Source organism: Actinoplanes sp. ATCC 53533 (assembly GCF_003947245.1).
This window is the reverse complement of the sequence record NZ_QHHV01000146.1, coordinates 42,188-64,576: the sequence shown is the minus strand read 5'-3', so window position 1 is coordinate 64,576 and position 22,389 is coordinate 42,188. Positions and strand designations below refer to the sequence as shown.

18 protein-coding genes and 1 tRNA gene are annotated in these 22,389 nt (G+C 71.0%); 5 read left to right on the top strand and 14 right to left on the bottom strand.

The window, feature by feature from the left end; genetic code table 11:
* The 5 genes from DMB66_RS39995 to DMB66_RS39975 form a co-directional block, all read right to left on the bottom strand.
* Window positions 1-255: ATP-binding cassette domain-containing protein (locus DMB66_RS39995; protein ID WP_125809336.1), on the bottom strand; the 255-nt coding region annotated here is incomplete at its 3' end.
* A 61-nt stretch (window positions 256-316) separates the two neighbouring features.
* On the bottom strand, window positions 317-1,471 hold the full coding sequence (locus DMB66_RS39990) for a branched-chain amino acid ABC transporter permease (RefSeq protein ID WP_199752898.1): 1,155 nt from the start codon (window positions 1,469-1,471) through the stop codon (window positions 317-319).
* Window positions 1,468-2,418 carry a branched-chain amino acid ABC transporter permease gene (locus DMB66_RS39985; protein ID WP_125809329.1) on the bottom strand — a complete coding sequence of 317 codons (951 nt, stop codon included), beginning with the start codon at window positions 2,416-2,418 and terminating at the stop codon, window positions 1,468-1,470. The genes DMB66_RS39990 and DMB66_RS39985 overlap by 4 nt, the downstream gene beginning before the upstream one ends.
* A gap of 81 nt (window positions 2,419-2,499) precedes the next feature.
* Window positions 2,500-3,630 carry a branched-chain amino acid ABC transporter substrate-binding protein gene (locus DMB66_RS39980; protein WP_233625173.1) on the bottom strand — a complete coding sequence of 377 codons (1,131 nt, stop codon included), beginning with the start codon at window positions 3,628-3,630 and terminating at the stop codon, window positions 2,500-2,502.
* A 251-nt stretch (window positions 3,631-3,881) separates the two neighbouring features.
* The gene (locus DMB66_RS39975) at window positions 3,882-4,499 is read right to left on the bottom strand and encodes an ANTAR domain-containing response regulator (RefSeq protein WP_125809327.1); all 618 of its coding nucleotides are present in this window, start codon (window positions 4,497-4,499) and stop codon (window positions 3,882-3,884) included.
* Between the two features lie 127 nt (window positions 4,500-4,626).
* Between DMB66_RS39975 and DMB66_RS39970 the strand changes: the two genes are divergently transcribed.
* From DMB66_RS39970 to DMB66_RS39960, 3 genes are all read left to right on the top strand, one after another.
* Window positions 4,627-4,713, top strand: a tRNA-Leu gene (locus tag DMB66_RS39970).
* Window positions 4,714-5,508 (top strand): transcriptional regulator, encoded by a 795-nt coding sequence (locus DMB66_RS39965; protein WP_125809326.1) that lies wholly within the window; start codon window positions 4,714-4,716, stop codon window positions 5,506-5,508.
* 131 nt (window positions 5,509-5,639) lie between these two features.
* Complete coding sequence (locus DMB66_RS39960) at window positions 5,640-6,716, top strand: HdeD family acid-resistance protein (RefSeq protein WP_125809325.1); 1,077 nt, start codon at window positions 5,640-5,642, stop codon at window positions 6,714-6,716.
* A gap of 249 nt (window positions 6,717-6,965) precedes the next feature.
* Here DMB66_RS39960 and DMB66_RS39955 read toward each other — a convergent pair whose 3' ends face one another.
* Both DMB66_RS39955 and pyk read right to left on the bottom strand, forming a co-directional pair.
* On the bottom strand, window positions 6,966-7,844 hold the full coding sequence (locus DMB66_RS39955; RefSeq protein WP_125809324.1) for an acyl-CoA thioesterase II: 879 nt from the start codon (window positions 7,842-7,844) through the stop codon (window positions 6,966-6,968).
* Window positions 7,841-9,289, bottom strand: coding sequence for a pyruvate kinase (gene pyk, locus DMB66_RS39950; protein WP_125809323.1), 1,449 nt, complete (start codon window positions 9,287-9,289; stop codon window positions 7,841-7,843). The genes DMB66_RS39955 and pyk overlap by 4 nt, the downstream gene beginning before the upstream one ends.
* 270 nt (window positions 9,290-9,559) lie before the next feature.
* On the opposite strand from pyk, the gene DMB66_RS61685 reads away from it, so the two are divergent.
* Window positions 9,560-9,730: a hypothetical protein gene (locus DMB66_RS61685; protein ID WP_158647527.1), complete on the top strand. Its 171-nt coding sequence runs from the start codon at window positions 9,560-9,562 to the stop codon at window positions 9,728-9,730.
* Window positions 9,731-9,782: 52 nt separating this feature from the next.
* On the opposite strand, the gene DMB66_RS39945 is transcribed toward DMB66_RS61685, so the two are convergent.
* Both DMB66_RS39945 and gltB read right to left on the bottom strand, forming a co-directional pair.
* On the bottom strand, window positions 9,783-11,258 hold the full coding sequence (locus DMB66_RS39945; RefSeq protein WP_125809322.1) for a glutamate synthase subunit beta: 1,476 nt from the start codon (window positions 11,256-11,258) through the stop codon (window positions 9,783-9,785).
* Window positions 11,251-15,840, bottom strand: a complete 4,590-nt coding sequence (gene gltB / locus DMB66_RS39940; RefSeq protein WP_370320125.1) for a glutamate synthase large subunit — start codon at window positions 15,838-15,840, stop codon at window positions 11,251-11,253. Before gltB ends, DMB66_RS39945 begins: the two co-directional genes overlap by 8 nt.
* A 194-nt stretch (window positions 15,841-16,034) precedes the next feature.
* On the opposite strand from gltB, the gene DMB66_RS39935 reads away from it, so the two are divergent.
* Window positions 16,035-16,901 carry a GNAT family N-acetyltransferase gene (locus DMB66_RS39935; RefSeq protein ID WP_125809320.1) on the top strand — a complete coding sequence of 289 codons (867 nt, stop codon included), beginning with the start codon at window positions 16,035-16,037 and terminating at the stop codon, window positions 16,899-16,901.
* A 55-nt stretch (window positions 16,902-16,956) separates the two neighbouring features.
* Here the strand turns inward: DMB66_RS39935 and DMB66_RS39930 are convergent, their stop codons facing one another.
* From DMB66_RS39930 to trpC, 5 genes are read right to left on the bottom strand one after another with little or no spacing between them, the layout of a single operon-like run.
* On the bottom strand, window positions 16,957-18,147 hold the full coding sequence (locus tag DMB66_RS39930) for an NAD(P)/FAD-dependent oxidoreductase (protein WP_125809319.1): 1,191 nt from the start codon (window positions 18,145-18,147) through the stop codon (window positions 16,957-16,959).
* Window positions 18,148-18,175: 28 nt separating this feature from the next.
* Window positions 18,176-19,477, bottom strand: coding sequence for a prolipoprotein diacylglyceryl transferase (gene lgt, locus DMB66_RS39925; protein ID WP_199752897.1), 1,302 nt, complete (start codon window positions 19,475-19,477; stop codon window positions 18,176-18,178).
* 34 nt (window positions 19,478-19,511) lie between these two features.
* Window positions 19,512-20,318 (bottom strand): tryptophan synthase subunit alpha, encoded by an 807-nt coding sequence (gene trpA / locus DMB66_RS39920; protein WP_125809318.1) that lies wholly within the window; start codon window positions 20,316-20,318, stop codon window positions 19,512-19,514.
* Window positions 20,315-21,556, bottom strand: coding sequence for a tryptophan synthase subunit beta (gene trpB / locus DMB66_RS39915; protein WP_125809317.1), 1,242 nt, complete (start codon window positions 21,554-21,556; stop codon window positions 20,315-20,317). The genes trpA and trpB overlap by 4 nt, the downstream gene beginning before the upstream one ends.
* Complete coding sequence (gene trpC, locus DMB66_RS39910) at window positions 21,553-22,356, bottom strand: indole-3-glycerol phosphate synthase TrpC (protein ID WP_125809335.1); 804 nt, start codon at window positions 22,354-22,356, stop codon at window positions 21,553-21,555. Before trpC ends, trpB begins: the two co-directional genes overlap by 4 nt.
* Window positions 22,357-22,389 lie beyond the last annotated feature (33 nt).

The following is a 22,389-nucleotide window of genomic DNA, read 5'->3' as shown; positions in this document are numbered from 1 at the left end:
GCCGACGATCGACTCACCGCGGAACCGGATGCCGCCGCTGGTCGGCCGGTAGACACCGGTCATCGCGTTGAAGCAGGTGGTCTTGCCGGCACCGTTCGGGCCGATCAGACCGAAGATCTCACCCTTGCGCAGGCTGAAACTGACCTCGTTGAGCGCGACGACACCACCGAAGCGCAGCGTCACGTTGTCGACCTCGAGCAGGACGTCACCGGCGGGTGCGGTCGGCGTCTCCTCGACGACCTTGCCCGTCGGGATGGGCCGGTCGACAGGACGCGCATTGGCCTCGTCGGCCTGCTGCGGCGTCTCGATGTGCGGCTCACTCAATGGGAGCCACCTCCTTCGCTCGGTCCTTGAGCTCCATCGCGCGGCGCCGGCTCGGGATCAGGCCCTGCGGCCGGAAGATCATGATCGCGATGATCACCGCACCGAAGATGGCGAACCGGAAACCGAACAGGTCGGTGTGCCAGATCGGGTCCTCGATACCGCGCAGCCGGTCCGGGATGTACGAGATCAGCGCGCCGCCGAGGATCGCACCGGCGATGTTGCCGGAACCACCCATGACCACGCCCGCGAGCACCAGGATCGAGAACTGCAGGACGAACGTCTGCGAGTTCATGAACCCCTGCTGCCCGGCGAACATCACGCCGCCCAGGCCGCCGATGAACGCGCCGATCGCGAACGCCCACAGCTTGTACTTGATCGTCCGCACGCCCATGATCTCGGCGGCTTCCTCATCCTCGCGGATCGCCAGCCAGGACCGGCCCACCCGGCTGCGGTCCAGGTTCCGGACGCCGAGAATGACCAGGATGATCACGCCAAGACCGAGCCAGTAGTACGGCACCGCGTCGGCCACACCGAAGATCGGCTTACCGTCGGCGAACTCACCCGGGGGGTGCGGGATGTCCGAGAAGCCCCGGTCACCACGCAGCGTCTCGGTGCTCGTCGCCACGATCCGGATGATCTCGGCGAAGCCCAGCGTCACGATGGCCAGATAGTCGCCGCGCAGCCGCAGCGTCGGCCAGCCCAGGACCAGGCCGGAGAGCATCGCGACCGCCAGGGCGATCGGCACCGTCGCCAGCCAGCCCCACTCGGTCTTCAGCACACTGTCCGGCGAGGACAGCAGGGCGGTCGTGTAGGCGCCCACCGCGAAGAAGCCGACGTAACCCAGGTCGAGCAGACCCGCGAAGCCGACCACCACGTTCAGGCCCAGCGCCAGCAGCACGTAGTACGCCATGTTGAACAGCGCGCTCGGCCAGTCGATGCCCTGCGTCACGATCTGCGGGCCGATCAGCGGGATCTCGCCCACGTACGGCAGCAGGAACGCCAGCCCCGCGAAGACCACGGCCAGCACGGCCCGTACCACCACGGGCTGCCGGCTGTACCAGCCGCGCGCGCCGCCGTTCGACTTCCAGTTCTTCTTCTCGGGCGCAGCCTGCTGCGCCGATCCGGAACCCGTCGCCTCGGTTGTCATGCCCTTGCCCTCCCGAGAGACTCGCCCAGCAGGCCCGTCGGGCGGACCAGCAGGATCAACACGAGCAGCACGAACGACGCCGCGTGCAGCCACTCGGTGCCGAACAGCGACGCCGCGTAGTTCTGCAGCACGCCCAGCAGCAGGCCGCCCACCAGCGCGCCGCGCAGGTTGCCGATACCACCCAGCACCGCCGCGGTGAACGCCTCGATGCCCAGCAGGAAGCCGGCGTCGAAGCGCGTGACACCGATCTTCAGGTCGTACATCACCGCCGCGATACCGGCCATCAGGCCGCCCAACAGGAAGACCAGGGAGATGACGCGGCTCTTGTTCACGCCCATCAGCGCCGCGCTGTCCGGGTTCTGCGCCACCGCGCGGATGCCCCGGCCCAGCCTCGAGCGGTTGATGAAGCGATCCAGCAGGAACATCATCACGAGCGCCAGCACGATGATCAGAATCTGCAGATTCGTCACATGCATGTTGCCGATCACGAAGACGTCACGCGGTTGGATCAGCGGCGGCACACCCTTGATGTTGCGCTGGGTCATGACGCCGACAGTCTCGGAAATGAACAGCGAGGCACCGATCGCCGTGATGAGGAACGCCAGCGGCGGCGCGTTGCGCTTCCGCAGCGGCCGGTAGGCCACCAGTTCCACAGTGAGCGCGGTGAGTCCGGAAAGGACGATCGCCGCCACCAGTCCCAGTGACAACAGGCCGATGACGCCGAGAACAGAAGGGGTAGCCGAGTTCTGGTCGAGTCCGAAGAAGCCCCAGACGATGAGGCAGGCGTACGAACCGATCAGGAAGACCTCGGAGTGCGCGAAGTTGATCAGGCGGAGAACGCCGTAGACCAGGGTGTAGCCCAGGGCGAACAGCGCGATGATCGCGCCCTGGGCCAGGCCCGTGATCGTGAGCGGCCCGAAGTCCTGGATCAGACCGGAGAAGTTCACAAGGGGCTCCTGAAACGAGAAGGTCGGTGCGGCCGGAGATCATCCGGCCACACCGGCCCTACGAAAAGTTACTCAGTCTTTTCAGGCGGTCGGAACCTCTTGGTCCGCGATGTTGTTGCCCGTCGCGTCGAACTTGAACGTCCACACCTTGATGAACTTGGGGTCCAGCTCACCCTTGTCGGTGAACTTGTAGGTGTTGGCGATGCCCTTGTACTCCACCGTCGACAGGTAGGTGTTGAGCTTCTCCGGAGTGTTGTTGCCGGCGTCGATGCCCTGCAGCAGCAGGTTGGCCGCGTCGAACGCGACGTCGCTGTAGGTACCGGCGTCGACGTTCCACTTCGCCTTGTAGTCGGTGACGAACGTGCCACCGGCCTTCTCCGGCGGGGAGCACGGGCAGGTCACGATGGTGCCGGTCGCGGCGGCGTTGCCCGCGGCCTTGGCCAGGCCCGGGTCCTTCATGCCGTCGCCGCCGACGAGAACGCCCTTCCAGCCGGCCGTGCTCAGCGCCTTCCGGATCAGGCCGGCGTTCTGGTAGTAGCCGCCGTAGAACAGCACGGTCGCCTGCGAGGAGACGACCTTCTGCACCAGCGCCGAGAAGTCGGTCTGCTTGCCGTCGGCCTCGGTCTTGTCCTTGGCGACCACTGCGGTGCCGAGGGTCTTCTCGACGACCTCGGACAGGCCAGCGCCGTACGCGGACTGGTCGTTCGCCACGAAGACCTTCGTGGCCTTCATGACGTCCTTGATGTAGTTGGCCGCGGCCGGGCCCTGCGCGTCGTCGTTCGCGACCGCGCGGTGGAACGTCTTCCAGCCGTTCGCCGTCAGCGAGACCCGCGTCGCCGACGGGGAGACCGACGGGATGCCGGCGGCCTCGAAGATCGGCACTGCGGCCTCGGACTCACCCGAGAACGGCGGGCCGACGATGCCCAGGATCTTCTTGTCGGCGACCAGGTTACGGGCCACACCGGGCGCCACGCCCGGCTCGCCCTGAGAGTCGAACTTCGCCACCTCGATACAGGTGGAGCCCTTCTTCTCGTTGAACTGGTTGATCGCGAGCTCGAAGCCCTGCTCGATGTTGACACCGAGGTTCGCCGAAGACCCCGTCAGGGCGCCAAAGAACGCGAGCTTGTAGCCGCAGTTGCCACTGGCCGTGTCATCACTGCCGCTGTCGCTGTTGCAAGCAGCAGCACCGGCGATGAGGCCGATAACGGCCAACCCGCCGATGGCACGTGCGAGAACCTGCCTCAAGGTTGGAACCCTCCTCCATACCGAACCCACCGAGCCACCGCCGGTCGATTGGCACTTGCGCACCGGCACGACACAACTGCGCCCGTCATGGGGCCGGACGCTATCCCACGATCCGGCACCGTAGTAAGTGTTCGCACGGGCATTCACCGAACCGTTACGTCCGGTGATCCCCCGCCGGAGAACGTGTAACAAACAGGCAGTTCTCAGTGGTCATCCGGTCATGGCACGGGCGTGCCGGAGGGCTCCTCGCCCTCCGCGAGAATCCGGTCGGCGACCTCACGCATCGTCATCCGGTGGTCCATCGCGGTGCGCTGGATCCACTTGAACGCCTGCGGCTCGGTCATCGAGTATTTCGTCATCAGCTCGCCCTTGGCGCGCTCCACCGACTTGCGGGTCTCCAGCCGGTCGGTCAGGCTCGCGACCTCGGACTCCAGCGCGGAGACCTCCGAATACCGGGAGAGGGCGATCTCGATCGCCGGCACCAGGTCCGACTTCTGGAACGGCTTCACCAGGTATGCCATCGCGCCGGCGGCGCGGGCGCGCTCGACCAGGTCGCGCTGGCTGAACGCGGTCAGGATCACGACCGGCGCGATCCGCTTGGCGGCGATCCGCTCCGCGGCCGCCAGGCCATCCATGATCGGCATCTTGATGTCGAGGATGACCAGGTCCGGCGTCAGATCCTCGGCCAGCCGTACGGCGGTCTCGCCGTCGCCGGCCTCGCCGACGACGTCGTAGCCCTCCTCCACGAGCATCTCGGCCAGGTCCAGCCGGATGAGCGCCTCGTCCTCGGCGATCAGCACCCGCCTGCGCTCGGCACCCGCCTGCGTGTCGGCCACGAACCCCTACCCCCAACGCTCCCGATGTCGCGACACCCGGGTATCTGGGTGCCACCACCCTCAGCGTAGTGGGTAAGCTTCGACCTGCTCGGGTCAGAGTGACCTTGTCACGACCAGACCCGGGCATGCCGGGGTGGCGCAATCGGCTGACGCGGATGACTCAAAATCATCTGTTCGAAAGGACATGCGGGTTCGAATCCCGTCCCCGGCACCAATGAAACTTGTCGTACCCCTGTTCGATAATCTCCAGGTGCATCCGCCTCACATACGCGAACGCGCGACAGCGATGATGGCCGCCGGCATTCCTTTCGGTGAGGTCTGCAAAGCGATCGGGCTGCCCCGTGGCACTGTCGCGCATTGGTTCTACGGTGAGCGCGCCAGGCGGCGGCTGATGCGTGCTCCCGAGCCGCTGCGATGCCCCCGCTGTCAACCGGTTCCCCGGTTTCCGGGAGATCAGGAAAGCTATTCCTACCTCCTCGGTCTCTACCTCGGCGACGGCCACTTGGTCACCAGCGCCAAGGTTCCCGTGCTGCGCGTCTCCTGCACGGCCACGTGGCCAGGCCTGATCGCGCAGTGCGAGACAGCGATGCTCGCGGTCCTGGCGAGAAAGGTACAGCGGGTGCGGCAGGCCGGGAGCGTCAACGTGCAGAGTTATTCCAACCACTGGCCCTGCCTCCTGCCTCAGCACGGGCCCGGGCGAAAACACGAGCGGGCCATTCACCTCACGGATTGGCAGCAGCCGATAGTCGACGCCAATCCCGGATCCTTCCTGCGGGGTCTATTTCACTCCGACGGCTGTCGCGTGACCAACAAGGTGGTGCGGGCCGGACGAACGTATCGCTATCCGAGGTACATGTTCTCCAACGAATCAGCCGACATCATGGCGCTCTGCCAGGAGTCGCTGGATCAACTCGGACTGGGCTGGCGGATGTGCCGGCGCAACCTGCTGTCGGTCGCCCGCCGCGATGACGTCCGTGCGCTGGACCAATACGTGGGACCGAAGCACTGATGCGGTGGCCGGTAACCCTCAGGGTGACGGTGTGGCAGACAGCCGGCCGGCGCGTGGGCATTTCCGGGAAAGACCGGTTTGCCGGACTCACTGGTGTTGTCATGGCAGTACCAGCACTGCCAGGAGGCTCCATGTTGTGGTCCGGCTCGTCGCCCCTGACCGTCGTCCGCGACGGGATGTGGGGGTTTCTTCTGTTCGCGGGTGTGGCGTGGCTGGCGATCGCCTGGAGCGTGCTGCGGCTGGAGCCCGCCGACCTCGTGAAGGTGGCCGGGCCGGTCATTCTGTTCGGTGCCGTGACCGAGGCCGTGCGCGCGCTGGCCGGCACCCGGACCTGGTGGCTGAACGCCGGAATGACCGCGCTGTTCGCCGCCACCGGCGTGATCATGCTGCGGGACGACGGCAGTTCGTGGACCACGCCGGCCGCGCTGATCGGCTGGTATCTGCTGGTGCGGGGCGCGGCGGACATCGCGATCTCGATGCTGACGCGGGAGTCGGACCGGATCTGGGGCCTGCTCATGGTGGTCGGCGTGGCGGAGACCGGGCTGGGGTTCTTCTCGGCCAGTTCGTTCGTGCGGACGCCGGAGTTGGTGGTCGTGGTGCTCGGCGGGGCGGCGCTGACCCGCGGGGTCGCCGATCTGGTCGCCGCGCTGCGGTTGCGGGAGGCCTCGGTCGCCGCGCGGGCGGGGCGGCTGCTGGAGCTGACGCCGGAGCGGGCCGTCGGCGTGGCCGGCTATTCGGCCGGGCTGACCGATTTCGAGTCCGGATCGCAGCGGGGACCGGGGCCGCGGCACCGAGCGGCGCCGAAGGCATCGGGTGCGGCGCTGTCGGATCTTTCGGCGCCGGCTTCCCCGCCGGTACGGGCACAGGCGCACGTCCCGCAGGGCGGGCCGACCGGCAGCTTCCACGACGAGGTGTTGCGGACGACCGCCGATCTCGACGCGATGCTGGCGCTGGCCGGGGTCACCGGTGCTGCGGTGCCGGGCGCGTCCGCGCGGGCCGCGGCGGAGGAGTACGTCGAGGTGCCCGACACGGCCGAGGGCGCGGAGCAGCCGGAGGCGGAGGAGTCCCTGGCGGCTACCCAGCGGCAGGCGCAGGTGTCCGACGACACATCGTTGTCGCTGCTGGACGGGGCGGCGCGGGTGGGCGAGGCGGCCACGCCGGGCATGGACGACACGTCGATCATCACGCGCAACCGGCCGGTGGACTGAAAGCTCTCCCCTGCCCCGCTGGTGGCGGGACCCGCTGAACGGCCAGTCGCCGGGCCGGGGTCCCGCACCGGCGGGGCTCTCTCATCCCGTCGCCCGGCGAAACCCGGCCAACCCGCCCGGCGAAACCAACTCCGCCCGGCCAACCCGCCCGGCGAAACCAAGCCGCACCCAGTGAAACCAGGCCAGCCGCGCCGGCCGAGCGAACCCAGCCGGCCAAGCGAAGGCCGTGCGAAAACAACCGGCGGAGGCTCAGGCGCCGACGCGGCGCAGCAGGCCTTCCTGGACCGCGCTGGCGATGTGCCGGCCGTCCTCGGTGAACATGCGCCCGCTGGCCAGTCCCCTGCTCCCGCTCGCCGACGGGCTTGTGCAGTCGTAGAGGAACCATTCGTCGGCGCGGAACGGGCGGTGCAGCCACAGCGCGTGGTCCAGGCTGGCGCCGATCACCCCGCCGGGCCCCCAGACCTCGCCGTGCATCGACAGGACCGAGTCGAGCAGCGACAGGTCCGAGGCGTAGGCCAGGGCGCAGGCGTGGATCAGTGGGTCGTCCGGGAGTTTGCCGTTGATGCGCATCCAGACGCGTTGCTCGTCGGCGGCGTCGCGGTCGCCCGGTGGGACCCAGCCGGGGGTGGCCACGTACCGGATGTCGACCGCCTGCGGGGCCGATTTGAACGCGGCCGCGCGTTCCGGGTATTGGGCCAGCCAGTCGAGCATCGTGCGGGTCTCGGCCGGGCCCGGCACGCCCTGCGGCGGGGGTGTGTGGTGGTCCAGGCCCTGCTCGGTGACCTGGAAGGACGCCGACATGAAGAAGATCGTGCGGCCGTGCTGCTGCGCCGTGGAGCGGCGGACCGAGAAGGAGCGGCCGTCGCGGATCTTCTCGACGGTGAAGTCGATCGGGACCGTCGGGTCGCCCGGGCGCACGAAGTAGCCGTGCAGGGAGTGCACGTGGCGTTCCGGGTCGACGGTGCGGCCCGCCGCCACCAGGGCCTGGCCGGCGACCTGGCCGCCGAAGACCCGCTGGGCGCCGACCTGAGGGCTTTCGCCCCGGAACGTGGCCGCGTCGACCTGCTTGAGGTCGAGGACCTCGAGCAGCTGGTCGACGGCGGCCTGTCCCGTCAGCGGTGCGCTCACTTGGCCTCGGTCACCGTGGCCGGGTCGACGAGCGAGCCGAGCTGGTGCACGCGCAGGGTGTTGGTGGAGCCGGGCGCGTTCGGCGGGCTGCCCGCCACGACCACGACGTATTCGCCCGGCTTGGCGAGGCCGAGGCCGAGCAGGCTCTGGTCGACCTGGCGGAACATGTCGTCGGTGTGCTCGACGAAGTCCGTCAGGAACGTCTCGACGCCCCAGGAGAGGGCGAGCTGGTCGCGGACCTCGGGCACCGGGGTGAACGCGAGCAGCGGGAGCTCGCAGTGCAGCCGGGAGAGGCGGCGGACGGTGTCGCCGGTCTGGGAGAACGCGACCAGGGCCTTGGCGCCGATGTTGCGGGCGATCCGGCTGGCGGCGACGGTCAGCGCGCCGCTGTGGGTGCGCGGGTCGTGCTGCAGGACCGGGACGCCGAAGTCGCCGCTCTCGGTGGTGGTGACGATCTTCGCCATCGTGCTGACGGTGAGGACCGGATACTTGCCGACCGAGGTCTCGCCGGAGAGCATCACCGCGTCGGCGCCGTCGAGGACGGCGTTGGCGACGTCGGAGGCCTCCGCACGGGTCGGGCGGGAATTTTCGATCATCGAGTCGAGCATCTGGGTGGCGACGATGACCGGCTTGGCGTTCTCGCGGCAGAGCTGCACGGCCCGCTTCTGCACCAGGGGAACCTGGTCGAGCGGCAGCTCGACGCCGAGGTCGCCGCGGGCGACCATGACGCCGTCGAAGGCCAGCACGATCGCTTCCAGGTGGACCACGGCTTCCGGCTTTTCCACCTTGGCGATGACGGGGAGGGTCGTGCCCTCCTCGGCCATGATCTGGTGGACCAGCTTGATGTCGTCGGGCGAGCGGACGAACGACAGGGCGATCAGGTCGACGCCGAGGCCGAGCGCGAAACGCAGGTCCTCCTCGTCCTTTTCGCTCATCGCGGGCACGCTGACGGCGACGTTGGGCAGCGAGACGCCCTTGTTGTTGCTGACCGGGCCGCCCTCGATGACCAGGCAGCGGATGTCGTTGCCCTCGACGGCGGAGACCTCGACGGCGACCTTGCCGTCGTCGATCAGGAGCCGGTCGCCGACCTTGACCTCCTGGGGCAGCTTGGCGTAGGTGCAGCTGACCCGGTCGGGGGTGCCGAGGATGTCGTCGCTGGTGATGGTGACGACATCGCCGGTGTTCCACAGGTGCGGGCCGTTGGCGAAGCGGCCGAGCCGGATCTTGGGGCCCTGCAGGTCGGCGAGGACGGCGACGGCGCGGCCGGTTTCCCGGGCGGCGTTGCGGACCATGTCGTAGATCTGGCGGTGGTCCTCGTGGCTGCCGTGGCTGAAGTTCAGCCGGGCGACGTCCATGCCGGCCTCGACCAGTCCGAGCATGCGCTCGGGGGAGGCGGTGGCGGGACCCATAGTGCAGACGATCTTTGCGCGGCGTGTCACAGCCATCAGGCTAGTCTCTCTTTCGGATCGGCCCGATGGCCGACCCCCGTCATGGTGATGAACTGCTAGTGGGCGACGCCCCGCGAGGTTCCGGGCCGGCGTCGGCGGGCTTCAGCGACCGCGATCATCGTCAGCTTATCGGGCGCTGCCATGCCCTCGCGGGCAGACGGGGTAGGCCGCAGCACTCAACCCGTGCTAGACGAAATGAACCCATGCACGCGTTGTCACGTGTTGACAGCAGCCAGTTGTTTTGGCGGCGGTCTTGGAGGTGTGACGATGGCGTTCCGGGAGTGCACGGGCGGGCTCTGGTGGTCGGCCACGAAGCGGCGGCGGGTGCTGGACCGCGCCGAACGGGAGCAGGCGCTGGAGAGCGCGGCGGCCCGGCAGCGGCTGCTGCACCTCGCGGCGCAGTCAGACGCGGGGCACGGCCTGCGCGAGGCGGCCTAGCGCAAACGGCGGGGCGGACCCGAAAGCCCGCCCCCTCCGCACGAAGTCGAACTCAGTGGGCCGCGGCCAGCGGCTGCGACGACGGGCGTACCGGCGCCGGCAGCTCGCCGAAGCCACCCAGGTAGGTGTGGATCGCCGCGGCGGCGGCCCGGCCCTCGGCGATCGCCCAGACGATCAGCGAGGCGCCCCGGTGCATGTCGCCCGCGACGAACACGCCCTTCGCGCCGGTCTGCCAGTCGTCGCCGGCGTCGACCGAGCCGCGGCCGTTGCGGGTCACCCCGAACTGCTCCAGCAGCGGCTGCGGCTCGGTGCCGTCGAAGCCGATCGCCAGCAGCACCAGCTGGGCGGGCAGGTCGCGCTCCGAGCCCTCCTGGACGGTGACGGTACGGCGCCCGTTCACGCGCTCCACGACCACGTCGGCGACGCGCACCGCCGTGACGCTGCCCGTACCGTCGTCGACGAATTCCTGGACCGCGACGCCGAAGACGCGTTCGCCGCCCTCCTCGTGGGCCGGGTAGTTGCGCAGGATGACCGGCCAGGTCGGCCACGGGTGCAGCTCGCCGACCCGGTCGGCGGGTGGCAGCGGATACTGGTCGAGCTGGATCACGCCCGCCGCGCCCTGCCGGTGTGCGACGCCGAGGCAGTCCGCGCCGGTGTCGCCGCCACCGATGATCATCACGTGCTTGCCCGCGGCGTCGATCGGCGTGCTCTCCTGCTGGCCGGACACCACCCGGTTGGCCGGGACCAGGTGTTCCATGGCCAGGTGCACGCCGTTCAGGTGCCGCCCGGGTGTCTCGGTCGCGTCCCGGCCGGCCAGGGCGCCGCAGGTCAGCAGCACCGCGTCGAAGCGTTCCCGCAGGTCGTCGGCGGTGACGTCGACGCCGACGTTGACGCCGGTCTCGAACACCACGCCCTCGGCCGCCATCTGGGCCAGGCGCTCGTCGATCCGGGCCTTCTCCAGCTTGAAGTCGGGGATGCCGTAGCGGAGCAGGCCGCCGATCTTGTCGTCGCGCTCGTAGACCGTGACCGCGTGGCCGGCCCGGGCCAGCTGCTGCGCGGCGGCCAGCCCGGCGGGGCCGGAGCCGACGACGGCGACGCTGCGGCCGGACTGGGTGGCCGGCGGCTGGGGACGCAGGCCGGTGGCGAACGCGTGGTTGGCGATCTCCACCTCGACCTGCTTGATGGTCACCGGGTCGTCGGAGATGCCCAGCACGCAGGCGGCCTCGCACGGCGCCGGGCAGAGCCGGCCGGTGAACTCCGGGAAGTTGTTCGTGGCGTGCAGGCTCTCCGCCGCCGCGTCCCAGGCACCGGTGCGGACCAGGTCGTTCCAGTCCGGGATCCGGTTGCCCAGCGGGCAGCCCTCGTGACAGAACGGGATGCCGCAGTCCATGCACCGGGTCGCCTGGTCGCGGATGAGCTCGTCGCCCGCGGCCGGATAGACCTCGCGCCAGTCGCGGATGCGCACCGGCACCGGGCGGCGCTTCGGCAGCTGCCGCTCGTACCGCAGGAAACCATTGGGATCAGGCACGGGTAACCCCCATAACCGCCTCGTCGATGTTCCGACCGGCGGCTTCGGCGGTCTTGATCAGTTCCATCACGCGCTTGTAGTCGCGCGGCACCACCGCGGTGAACTCGGTCACCGCGGCCGGCCAGTCGGCGAGCAGGCGTTCCGCCACGGCGGAGCCCGTCTCGGCGAGGTGCTTGCGCACCAGGGTGAGCAACTGCTCCTGCTCCTCGGCGTTGAGCGGGGTCAGGTCGACCAGCTCGGGGTTGATCCGGGCGGCGTCCAGGCGGTGCACGAACGCGGTGCCGCCGCTCATGCCGGCGGCGAAGTTGCGCCCGACGGTGCCGAGCACCACCACGGTGCCGCCGGTCATGTACTCGCAGCCGTGGTCGCCGACGCCCTCGACGACCGCCGCAGCACCGGAGTTGCGGACCGCGAAGCGCTCACCCGCGCGGCCGCGCAGGAACACCTCGCCGCCGGTGGCGCCGTACAGGATGGTGTTGCCCGCGATGATGTTGTCTTCCGCGACGAACGGCGCGGTCTCGTCCGGGCGCACGATCACCCGGCCGCCGGAGAGGCCCTTCGCGACGTAGTCGTTGGTGTCGCCGATCAGCCGCAGGGTCACGCCGCGCGGCAGGAACGCGCCGAACGACTGGCCGCCGGTGCCGCGCAGGGTAAACGAGATGGTGTCGTCGGGCAGGCCGTTGCCGCCGTAGCGGCGGGTGACCTCGCCGCCGAGCATCGCGCCGACGCTGCGGTGGTCGTTGCGCACGGTCACCTCGGCGCGGACCTCGGTGCCCTCGTCGAGCGCCGGGGCGGCGAGCGCGATGAGCTCGTTGTCCAGCGCCTTCTCCAGCCCGTGGTCCTGGGCGACGACGCCGCGGCGGGCGGCGCCCTCGGGCAGCTCCGGCACGTACAGCACCGGGGCCAGGTCCAGGCCCTTGGCCTTCCAGTGCGTCACGGCCGGGACCACGTCGAGGATCTCGGCGTGCCCGATCGCCTCGTCGATGGTGCGGAAGCCCAGCTCGGCCAGGTAGCCGCGGACCTCCTCGGCGAGGAACAGGAAGAAATTCTCCACGAACTCGGGCTTGCCGGTGAACCGCTCGCGCAGCACCGGGTTCTGGGTGGCGATGCCGACCGGGCAGGTGTCCAGGTGGCAGACCCGCATCATGATGCAGCCCGAGACGATCAGCGGCGCGGTCGCGAAACCGAACTCCTCGGCGCCGAGCAGCGCCGCGATGATGACGTCCCGGCCGGTCTTGAGCTGGCCGTCGACCTGCACGGTGACCCGGTCGCGCAGCTTGTTGAGCAGCAGCGTCTGCTGGGCCTCGGCCAGGCCGAGCTCCCACGGGGAGCCGGCGTGCTTGAGCGAATTTAGCGGGGAGGCGCCGGTGCCGCCGTCGTGGCCGGAGATCAGGATGACGTCGGCCTTGAGCTTGGCCACGCCCGCCGCGACGGTGCCGACCCCGATCTCACTGACCAGCTTCACGTGTACGCGGGCAGCCGGGTTGACGTTCTTGAGGTCGTGGACGAGCTGCGCCAGGTCCTCGATGGAGTAGATGTCGTGGTGCGGCGGGGGCGAGATCAGCCCGACGCCCGGGGTGGCGTGCCGGGTCTTGGCGATCCACGGCCACACCTTGTTGCCGGGCAGCTGGCCGCCCTCGCCGGGCTTCGCGCCCTGCGCCATCTTGATCTGCAGGTCGTCCGCGTTGACCAGATATTCGCTGGTCACGCCGAAGCGGCCGGAGGCGATCTGCTTGACCGCCGAGCGGCGCTGGGAGTCGTACAGGCGCTCGACGTCCTCGCCGCCCTCGCCGGTGTTGGACTTGCCGCCGAGGCGGTTCATCGCGATGGCGAGCGTCTCGTGCGACTCCGCCGAGATGGAGCCGTACGACATGGCACCGGTGGCGAACCGCTTGACGATCTCGCTGGCGGGCTCGACCTCCTCCAGCGGGACCGGCACCCGGTCCCGGAACCGGAACAGCCCGCGCAGCGAACCCGCCGCCGCGGCCAGGCCGTCGACCTTCTCCGTGTACTGCTTGAAGACGTCGTACTGCTTGCTGCGGGTGGCGTGCTGCAGCAGGAAGACGGTCTCCGGGTTGAACAGGTGGACCTCGCCCTCGCGGCGCCACTGGTATTCGCCGCCGACCTCGAGGCGGCGGTGGCTGCGCTCGGCCGGGTTCTTCGGGTACGCCTTCGCGTGCCGCGCCGCGACCTCCGCGTGGATCTCGGCCAGGCCGGAGCCGCCGATGCGCCCGGACGTGCCGGCGAAGTAGCGCTGCAGCAGCTTGTTGTCGAGACCGACCGCCTCGAACACCTGCGCACCGCAGTACGAGGACACTGTGGAGATGCCCATCTTGGACATGATCTTCAGGACGCCCTTGCCGAGCGCCTTGACGTAGTTGCTGACTGCCTTCTTCGACTCCATGCCCGCCAGCGGGCCGGTGGCGATGAGGTCGTCGACGGTCTCGAACGCCAGGTACGGGTTGACCGCCGCGGCGCCGTACCCGATCAGCACGGCCGCGTGGTGCACCTCCCGGCAGTCGCCGCTCTCCACGACGAGCGCCACCTGCGTGCGGGTCTGCTCGCGCACCAGGTGCTGGTGCACCGCCGCGGTGAGCAGCAGCGACGGGATCGGCGCGAGGTCGGCGTTGGAGTCGCGGTCGGACAGCACGAGGATGCGCACGCCGTCTTCGATCGCCTCCGACACGTGCCGGCAGATCTGGGTCAGCCGGGCCTTGATGCCGTCGGCGCCGTCGCGCAGCGGGTAGAGGCCCGAGACCCGGACCGCCTTGAAGCCCGGCAGGTCGCCGTCCTCGTCGATGGAGAGCAGCTTGGCGAGGTCGTCGTTGTCGAGGATCGGGTACGGCAGCACGATCTGCCGGCAGCTCGCCGGTCCCGGGTCGAGCAGGTTGCCCTCCGGCCCGATGGTCATCGACAGGCTGGTCACCAGCTCCTCGCGGATGGCGTCCAGCGGCGGGTTGGTGACCTGGGCGAAGAGCTGGTGGAAGTAGTCGAACAGCAGCCGCGGGCGGGTCGACAGCGGCGAGATCGGCGTGTCGGTGCCCATCGAGCCGAGCGGCTCCGCGCCGAGCCGGGCCATCGGCGCGACCAGGATCTTCAGCTCCTCCTCGGAATAGCCGAAGACCTGCTGGCGGCGCATGACCGAGTCGTGGGTGTAGATGACGTGCTCGCGGGCGGGCAGGTCCTGCAGGTCGATCAGCCCGGCGTGCAGCCACTCGTCGTACGGCTGCGCGGCGGCCAGCCCGGCCTTGATCTCGTCGTCGTGCACGATCCGGCCGGCCTCGGTGTCGACCAGGAACATCCGGCCCGGCTGCAGCCGGCCCTTCGCGATGACCGTGGCCGGGTCGAGGTCGAGCACGCCGGCCTCGCTGCCCAGCACGACCAGGCCGTCGCTGGTGTGCCACCAGCGGCCGGGGCGCAGGCCGTTGCGGTCGAGCACGGCGCCGATGATGCTGCCGTCGGTGAACGCCACGCTGGCCGGGCCGTCCCACGGCTCCATCAGGCTGGCGTGGAAGCGGTAGAAGGCGCGCCGGGCCGGGTCCATGGCCAGGTCGTTCTCCCAGGCCTCCGGGATCATCATCAGCACGGCGTGCGGCAGGCTGCGCCCGGACAGGTGCAGCAGCTCCAGCACGGCGTCGAAGTTCGCCGAGTCGGACGCCTCGGGCGTGCAGATCGGGAACAGCCGCTTGATGTTGCCGGGCACGTTCGGCGAGGCGAGCAGGGCCTCCCGGGCGGCCATCCAGTTCTTGTTGCCACGGATGGTGTTGATCTCGCCGTTGTGCGCGATGAACCTGTACGGGTGGGCGAGCGGCCAGGACGGGAACGTGTTGGTCGAGAACCGGGAGTGCACGAGCGCGATCGCGCTCTCCACCCGGTCGTCGCTCAGGTCCGGGAAGAAAGCCGGCAGCTGGTCGGGGGTCAGCATGCCCTTGTACGTGATGGTGCGCGCCGACAGCGACGGGAAGTATGCCGCGACGCCGCGCTGCGAGCTCTCCCGCTCGGCCTGCTTGCGGACGCAGAACGCGACCCGCTCCAGCTCGAGGCCGGACAGCGGGGCGCCGGCCGGGCCGGACTTGCCGCCGGTGAGCCGATGCGCGGCGAGGAAGACCTGGCGGATCTGCGGGCGGGCCGCCGCGGCGGTCTCGCCCAGCCCGGACGGGTCCACCGGCACGTCCCGCCAGCCCAGGATGTCGCCGCCCTCGACCAGGGCGTACTTCTCGAAGACCGCCACCGAGCGGGCGGCCTCCTCCGGGTCGTTGGGCAGGAACACCAGGCCGGTCGCGTACGAGCCGGCGGGCGGCAGGTCGAACTCCACCGCGGCGCGCAGGAACGCGTCCGGGATCTGGATCATGATGCCGGCGCCGTCACCGGTGTTGTGCTCCGCGCCGCGGGCGCCACGATGGTCGAGCCGGATCAGCGCCGAGAGTCCCTTGGCGACCACCTCATGGGAGCGCCGACCGTGCAGGTCGGCCACGAAGGCCACGCCACACGCGTCGTGCTCCTGCGCCGGATCGTACAAACCACGAGAGTCATGGTTGTCGCTTCGGGGGTGCGGAAAAGCCACCGGGCCTCCGATCGTCACTGGTGTTTCCGTTCAAGGTCGGGACGACGTCGGCCCTGCAAAGTCTCTAGAGTCTACGTTAGTCGCCACCGATCTCCGCCAGGTGCGGATGGATCACACTTTTACCCCAGTGGAATTGTCACGGAGCTGCTGGCTGGGGCGATATGTCCCCGCCGGGCGAGAGATGCCGCAGAACCAACGGGTAGTCTCGCGCGGTGGCGATAGAGGATACCGACGTCTTCACCCGGCTGGAACGTTTCTACGATGCCGTGCCCCGCGACGCCGCCGTCGCGGAGGAGATCGGTGGTTTCGTGCTCTTCGTCAGCGATGGCGCGGGCTGGCCCTACTATGCCCGGCCCCGCCTGGGCGGTGCCGGCGCCCCGTCCGCCGCCGATGTTACCGCCGTGCGGCAGCGGCAACGTGAGCTCGGCGTGCCCGAGGCCTTCGAGTGGGTGCACGAGACGACCCCCGACCTGCTGGCCGTGGCCCGCTCCGCCGGGCTGGGGGTGCTGCTCGCGCCGCTGATGGTGCTGGAGAACGCGGCCCTGGTGCCGGACCTGCCGCTGCCCGGCGCCACCATCCGCTTCCTCGAGCCGGCCTCGACCACCTTCGGCGCCGACATCAGCATCAGCCGCGCGGTCGGCCGGCTGGGCTTCGGCGCCCCGGCCAACGCGACCACGGTGCAGAGCGGCTCGCTGGTGGTGGAGGTGGCCGGCCCGGCGCAGCGCGACGCCGTGCCGCCGCTGAGCGACGAGGCCGTGACCGAGCTGACCCGCCGGCACGCGTCCGGCCGGTTCCTCAGCGCCGTGGTCGAGTCACCCACCGACGGGATCCTGGCCTGTGGCTCGGTCCAGCGGGTGGACGTGGTCGGCGAGGTCGCCGGGGTGGCGACGCTGCCGTCGGCCCGGCGCCGCGGCTACGCGTCGCAGCTCACCGCGAGCCTGGCCCGGCGCACCCTGATGGACGGCAGCGATCTGGTGTTCCTGTCCGCGGGCGACGACGACGTGGCGCGGCTCTATTCCAAGGTCGGCTTCCGCCGCATCGGCACCGCCTGCATCGCCGAGCCGGCCGCGGTCCTCTAACCCGCGACGGCATCGGCCGCGGTCCTCTAGGCCGCGACGGCACCAGCCGCGGTGCTCAGTCCGGGGGATGCCAGTCGGCGGTCTGGCCGTGTGCGTGGCCCAGGATCCGGGGCCGCAGCGAGCCCAGTGCCGCGTTGCGGGCCCGCAGCGCGAGCCGCCCGCGCGCCTGCACCACGGCCGACATCCGCCGGGTCTGCCGGACCACGCTGGCGGTGCGGGGCCGGCGCGCCCGGTCGTATTCCTCCACCGCCGCGCCCAGCGCCGGGCCCGGCTGCGCGTCGGCGACCAGCGCCCGCAGCGTGGCCGCGTCCTCGAACGCCAGGCAGGCGCCCTGCCCCAGGTGGTGCGGCATCGCGTGGGCGGCGTCGCCGAGCAGCACCACGCCGCCCGGTCCGGATCGGAAGCTGTAGGCGCGCGGCAGCGGCCGCAACTCGCGGACCTCCTGCGGGACCAGGTCCTCGGGGAGGGTCGCGGCGAGCAGCGCACCGACCGGCGGGTGCCAGTCGGCGAACCAGCGCCGCAGCAGCGCGAGCTGGGTCGCGGGCGGCTCCGGGCGCGGGGCCCCGGCCGCCGTGGCCACCCAGTAGACACCGCCCTGGCCGGCGGCGCGGCCACCGAGCGGAATGGAGACGAAGCGGTAGCCGGCGCCGAGGGTCTCGCCGCCGGTCGCCTGGTCCGGGGGCAGGTCCGGCACCCGGTAGCCGGGGATGACCGCCTGCCAGGCGGCGAAACCCGAGCCGACGGCGGTGGCGTCCGGTGCCAGGGCGCGGCGCACCGGGCTGTCGATGCCGTCGGCCGCGACCAGCAGGTCGGCCTCGTAGCGGGTGCGGCCGTCGGTCACGGACGGCCGCTGGGCGCGCCCGGTGCGCACGCCGGTGACGGCCACCCCGGTTCGGATGTCCACCCGGTCACCGAGCCCGGCCACCAGCGCGTCGTAGAGGTCCACGAGGTGCACGACCGCCGGGGCGGGACCGGCGCCCGGCCGCGCCCGGGGCGCGACGAGCCACTGGCCGTCCGGGCGGCGCACGCCACCGTCCGGCAGCGGCGACACGATCGCCGACCAGCCGCCGTCGGGGTCCAGGGCGTCCAGGGCGCGCCGGCCGTTGGGCCAGAGCACCAGGGCGGTCGGGGACGCGGCGATCCGCTCGCCGGACTCCAGCAGGGTCACCTGCCAGCCGTCGCGGGCCAGCGCGCCGGCGGCGGCCAGCCCCGCCATGCCCGCCCCCACGACTACGGCCGTGCGCACACCGCCGCCTTCCGCCGAGGCCGGGCCGTCAGTGTTCGTCGGCGGAGGCGGAAGCAGACGACTTGTCGTCGGTCTCCGCGGGCTCGGCGGCCGATGGGCCGGACTTGTCGGTGTTGTCCGCAGCGTCGGACTTGGCGGAGCTGTCCGCGACGGCGGGAGCAACCGGAGCAGCGGGGGCGGCCGGAGCAGAAGCAGCGGCAGCCGGGGCAGCGGGGGTAGCCGGAGCAGAAGCAGCGGCAGCCGGAGCAGCGGGCGAAGCCGGAGCAGCGGCAGGGACCTTGCCGGCCTCGGGCGAGCCAGCGTCGTCGGCTTCGGCGAGCGGGGCCGGCTCGGCGGGTGGCAGGACCCCGGTGCGCTCGTACGCGTGGAAGCGTTCCTCGCTGACCACCTGATAGGCCGTGGGCGGCTTGGCCGCGGCCTGCGCACCGCCGACGTCGACCTGCGAGATGTCGCTCTCGGCGGACGGCTCCGGCGCGGTGTCCGGCGCGTCGATCGGCACCACGTACTCGCGGGGGCCCTTGACCAGCAGGAAGTAGATCAGCGCCCCGAGGAACACCACGACGGAGGTGAAGACGTTGAGCCGTACGCCGAAGAGGTGGTTGGCCTCGTCGACCCGCAGCATCTCGATCCAGAAGCGGCCCACGGTGTAGGCCATCACGTAGATCGCGAACGCCCGGCCGCGGCCGAACTTGAACCGGCGGTCCAGCAGGAAGACCAGGCCCGCGACGCCGACGTTCCACACCAGCTCGTAGAGGAAGGCCGGATGGTAGAGGTCGGGCAGGGTCACAGCCTTGCCGTCGATGACGGTCGCGTGGCCCGGGTTGGCCCGGTCCATGTCGTGCACCCGCAGGCCCCACGGCAGGGTCGTGACGCTGCCGTACAGCTCGTTGTTGAACCAGTTGCCGATCCGGCCGACGGCCTGGGCCAGCGGCAGCGCGGGGGCGAGCGCGTCGGCGAAGACGCTCAGCGGCAGGCCGAGCTGGCGGGCGGCGAACCAGGCACCGAGCGCGCCGCCGAGGACGGAACCCCAGATACCGAGGCCGCCCTCCCAGATCTGGAAGATCCGGATCGGGTCACCACCGGCGCCGAAATAGTCGCCCGGCGACGTGACGACGTGATAGATCCGGGCACCGACGATGCCGAAGGGCACGGCCCAGACGGCCATGTCCAGCGACGCCCACGGTGCGACACCGCGGCGGCGCAGCCGGTACTCCATGACCAGGACGGCAACGATGATGCCCGCGACGATGCAGAGTGCGTATGCCCGGATCGGCAGTCCGAGGACGTGCCAGACCGACGTCGTGGGGCTGGGGATAGCGGCGAAGTTCACGCGCGCACCCTACCGCCGATCCCTGCGTACGCCATCAAGAGGGTTTGGTGCCCCGGACACCCTCGGCCAGCTCCGCGCTCAGCGCGCGCAGCCGATCCAGCCCGGTGCCCCGGTCGGGCGCGTCCAGCACGCACCGGATCAATGCGCTGCCGACGATGACGCCGTCGGCGAACGCGGCCACCTCGGCCGCCTGCGCGCCGTTGCCGACACCCAGGCCGACGCCGACGGGCAGGTCCGGATCGGCCCGGCGGATCCGGGCGACCAACTCGGGGGCCTGCGACGAGACCGCCGTACGGGCGCCGGTGACGCCCATCAGCGCGGTCGCGTAGACGAAGCCCCGGCACTGGCCGAGGGTCATGGCGAGACGCTCGTCGGTCGACGAGGGCGACACCAGGAAGGTGCGGTCGATCGCGTACCGGTCGGCGGCGGCGATCCACTCGGCGGCCTCGTCCGGGATCAGGTCCGGGGTGATCATGCCGGTCGCCCCGGCGGCGGCGAGATCGCGGGCGAACGCGTCCACGCCGTACCGCTCGACGGGGTTCCAGTAGGTCATCAGCACGACGGTGGCACCGGCGTTCGCGACCGCCTCGATGATCCGCAGCGTGTCCCGGGTGCGCACGCCGCCGGCCAGGGCGATGTCGCTGGCCCGCTGGATCACCGGGCCGTCCATGACCGGGTCGGAGTACGGCAGCTCGACCTCGATGACGTCACAGCCGGACTCGGCCATGGCGACCATCGAGGCGATGCTCTCGTCGACGGTCGGGAAGCCGGCCGGCATGCAGCCGACGAGCACCGCGCGCCCCTCGGCCTTGGCCTTGCCGAAGGTCTCGGCGATGCTCACGAGTTCTCCCCCGGGACGATGGTCTCGACCTGGTCGAGGATGCCGAAGTACGCGCCCGCGGTGTGCACGTCCTTGTCGCCGCGCCCGGACAGGTTGATCACGATGGTCGGCGTCCGGCCCAGCTCCGCGGTCAGCGCCGGCACGATCCGGGCGGCGCCGGCCAGCGCGTGCGCGCTCTCGATCGCCGGGATGATGCCCTCGGTGCGGCAGAGCAGTTGGAACGCCGCCATGGCCTCGGCGTCGGTCACCGGCTCGTAGCGGGCCCGGCCGGTGTCGTGCAGCCAGGCGTGCTCCGGGCCGACACCCGGGTAGTCCAGGCCGGCCGAGATGGAGTGCGACTCGACCGTCTGGCCGTCCTCGTCCTGCAGGACGTAGGTGCGGGCGCCGTGCAGCACGCCCGCCGAGCCGCCGGTGATCGACGCGGCGTGCCGGCCGGTCTCCACGCCGTCACCGCCGGCCTCGAAGCCGTACAGCCGCACGTCCTCGTCGGGCACGAAGGCGTGGAAGATGCCGATGGCGTTCGAGCCGCCGCCCACGCAGGCCGCCACCGCGTCGGGCAGCCGGCCCAGCTTCTCCAGGCACTGCGCGCGGGCCTCGATGCCGATGCCGCCGACGAAGTCGCGGACGATCTCCGGGAACGGGTGCGGGCCGGCGGCCGTGCCCAGCAGGTAGTGGGTCGTGTCGACGCTGGAGACCCAGTCGCGCAGGGCCTCGTTGAGCGCGTCCTTGAGCGTGCGCGAGCCGTTGGTCACGGGCACGACCGTGGCGCCGAGCATGCGCATCCGCGCCACGTTCAGCGCCTGCCGCTCGGTGTCCATCTCGCCCATGTAGACGACGCACTCGAGGTCGAGCAGCGCCGCCGCGGTGGCGCTGGCGACGCCGTGCTGGCCGGCGCCGGTCTCCGCGATGACCCGCGGCTTGCCCATCTGCTTGGCGAGCAGGGCCTGGCCCAGCACGTTGCGCACCTTGTGCGCGCCGGTGTGGTTCAGGTCCTCGCGCTTGAGCAGCACCTCGGCGCCGAGCGCCGCGGACAGCCGCTCGGCGCGGTAGAGCAGCGACGGCACGCCCGCGTAGTCGCGCAGCAGGCCGGTGAACCGCTCCTGGAACACCGGGTCGACCTTCGCCGCCCGGTATGCCGCGTCCAGCTCGTCGAGCGCCCGGACCAGGGCCTCGGGCACGAACCTGCCGCCGTACCGACCGAAATGCCCGGCCAGGTCCGGCAGCGCCGGAGCGCTCATCGCACGGGCCGCGGCGTCGCCGGGTGGTTGCCCGCGTTGACCAGCTCGGCGACCGCGTCACGCGGGCTCTTCTTGGTCACCAGGCCCTCGCCGACCAGCACCGCGTCCGCGCCGGCCGACGCGTACCGGATCAGGTCGTGCGGGCCGCGCACGCCCGACTCGGCGATCTTCACGACGTTGTTCGGCAGGCCGGGCGCGATCCGCTCGAAGACGGACCGGTCCACCTCGAGGGTGCGCAGGTCGCGGGCGTTGACGCCGATGACCTGGGCCCCGGCGTCCAGGGCCCGGTCGGCCTCCTCCTCGTTGTGCACCTCGACGAGCGCCGTCATGCCCAGCGACTCGATGCGCTCCAGCAGGCCGGTGAGCACGTTCTGCTCCAGCGCCGCCACGATGAGCAGGACGAGGTCGGCGCCGTGCGCCCGCGCCTCGTGCACCTGATAGCTGGAGACCACGAAGTCCTTGCGCAGCACCGGCACGTTGACCGCGGCTCGCACCGCGGCCAGGTCGGCCAGCGATCCGCCGAACCAGCGGCCCTCGGTGAGCACGCTGATGCACCGCGCGCCGCCCGCCGCGTATTCGCCCGCCAGCTCCGCCGGGTCGGGAATGTCGGCCAGCGCGCCCTTCGACGGCGACGACCGCTTGACCTCAGCGATCACCGCCACGCCGGGCTTGCGCAGGGCCGCGTACGCGTCGATCGCCGGCGGCGCCGCCGCGGCGAGGTCGCGCACCTGCTCCAGCGAGAGCTGCTGCTGGCGGGCCGCGACGTCCTCGCGCACCCCCGCCAGGATCTCCTCGAGCACGTTCTGCGGTCCCGCACCACGCTCGGCGGGTCC

What these genes read in the sequence shown, in the direction of transcription:
- trpB (WP_125809317.1), bottom strand. Translation starts at nt 21,556, where the DNA reads ATGAGCGCTCCGGCGCTGCCGGACCTGGCCGGGCATTTCGGTCGGTAC.
- DMB66_RS61685 (WP_158647527.1), top strand. Translation starts at nt 9,560, where the DNA reads ATGGCGTTCCGGGAGTGCACGGGCGGGCTCTGGTGGTCGGCCACGAAG.
- DMB66_RS39990 (WP_199752898.1), bottom strand. Translation starts at nt 1,471, where the DNA reads ATGACAACCGAGGCGACGGGTTCCGGATCGGCGCAGCAGGCTGCGCCC.
- pyk (WP_125809323.1), bottom strand. Translation starts at nt 9,289, where the DNA reads ATGGCTGTGACACGCCGCGCAAAGATCGTCTGCACTATGGGTCCCGCC.
- DMB66_RS39960 (WP_125809325.1), top strand. Translation starts at nt 5,640, where the DNA reads ATGTTGTGGTCCGGCTCGTCGCCCCTGACCGTCGTCCGCGACGGGATG.
- DMB66_RS39965 (WP_125809326.1), top strand. Translation starts at nt 4,714, where the DNA reads ATGAAACTTGTCGTACCCCTGTTCGATAATCTCCAGGTGCATCCGCCT.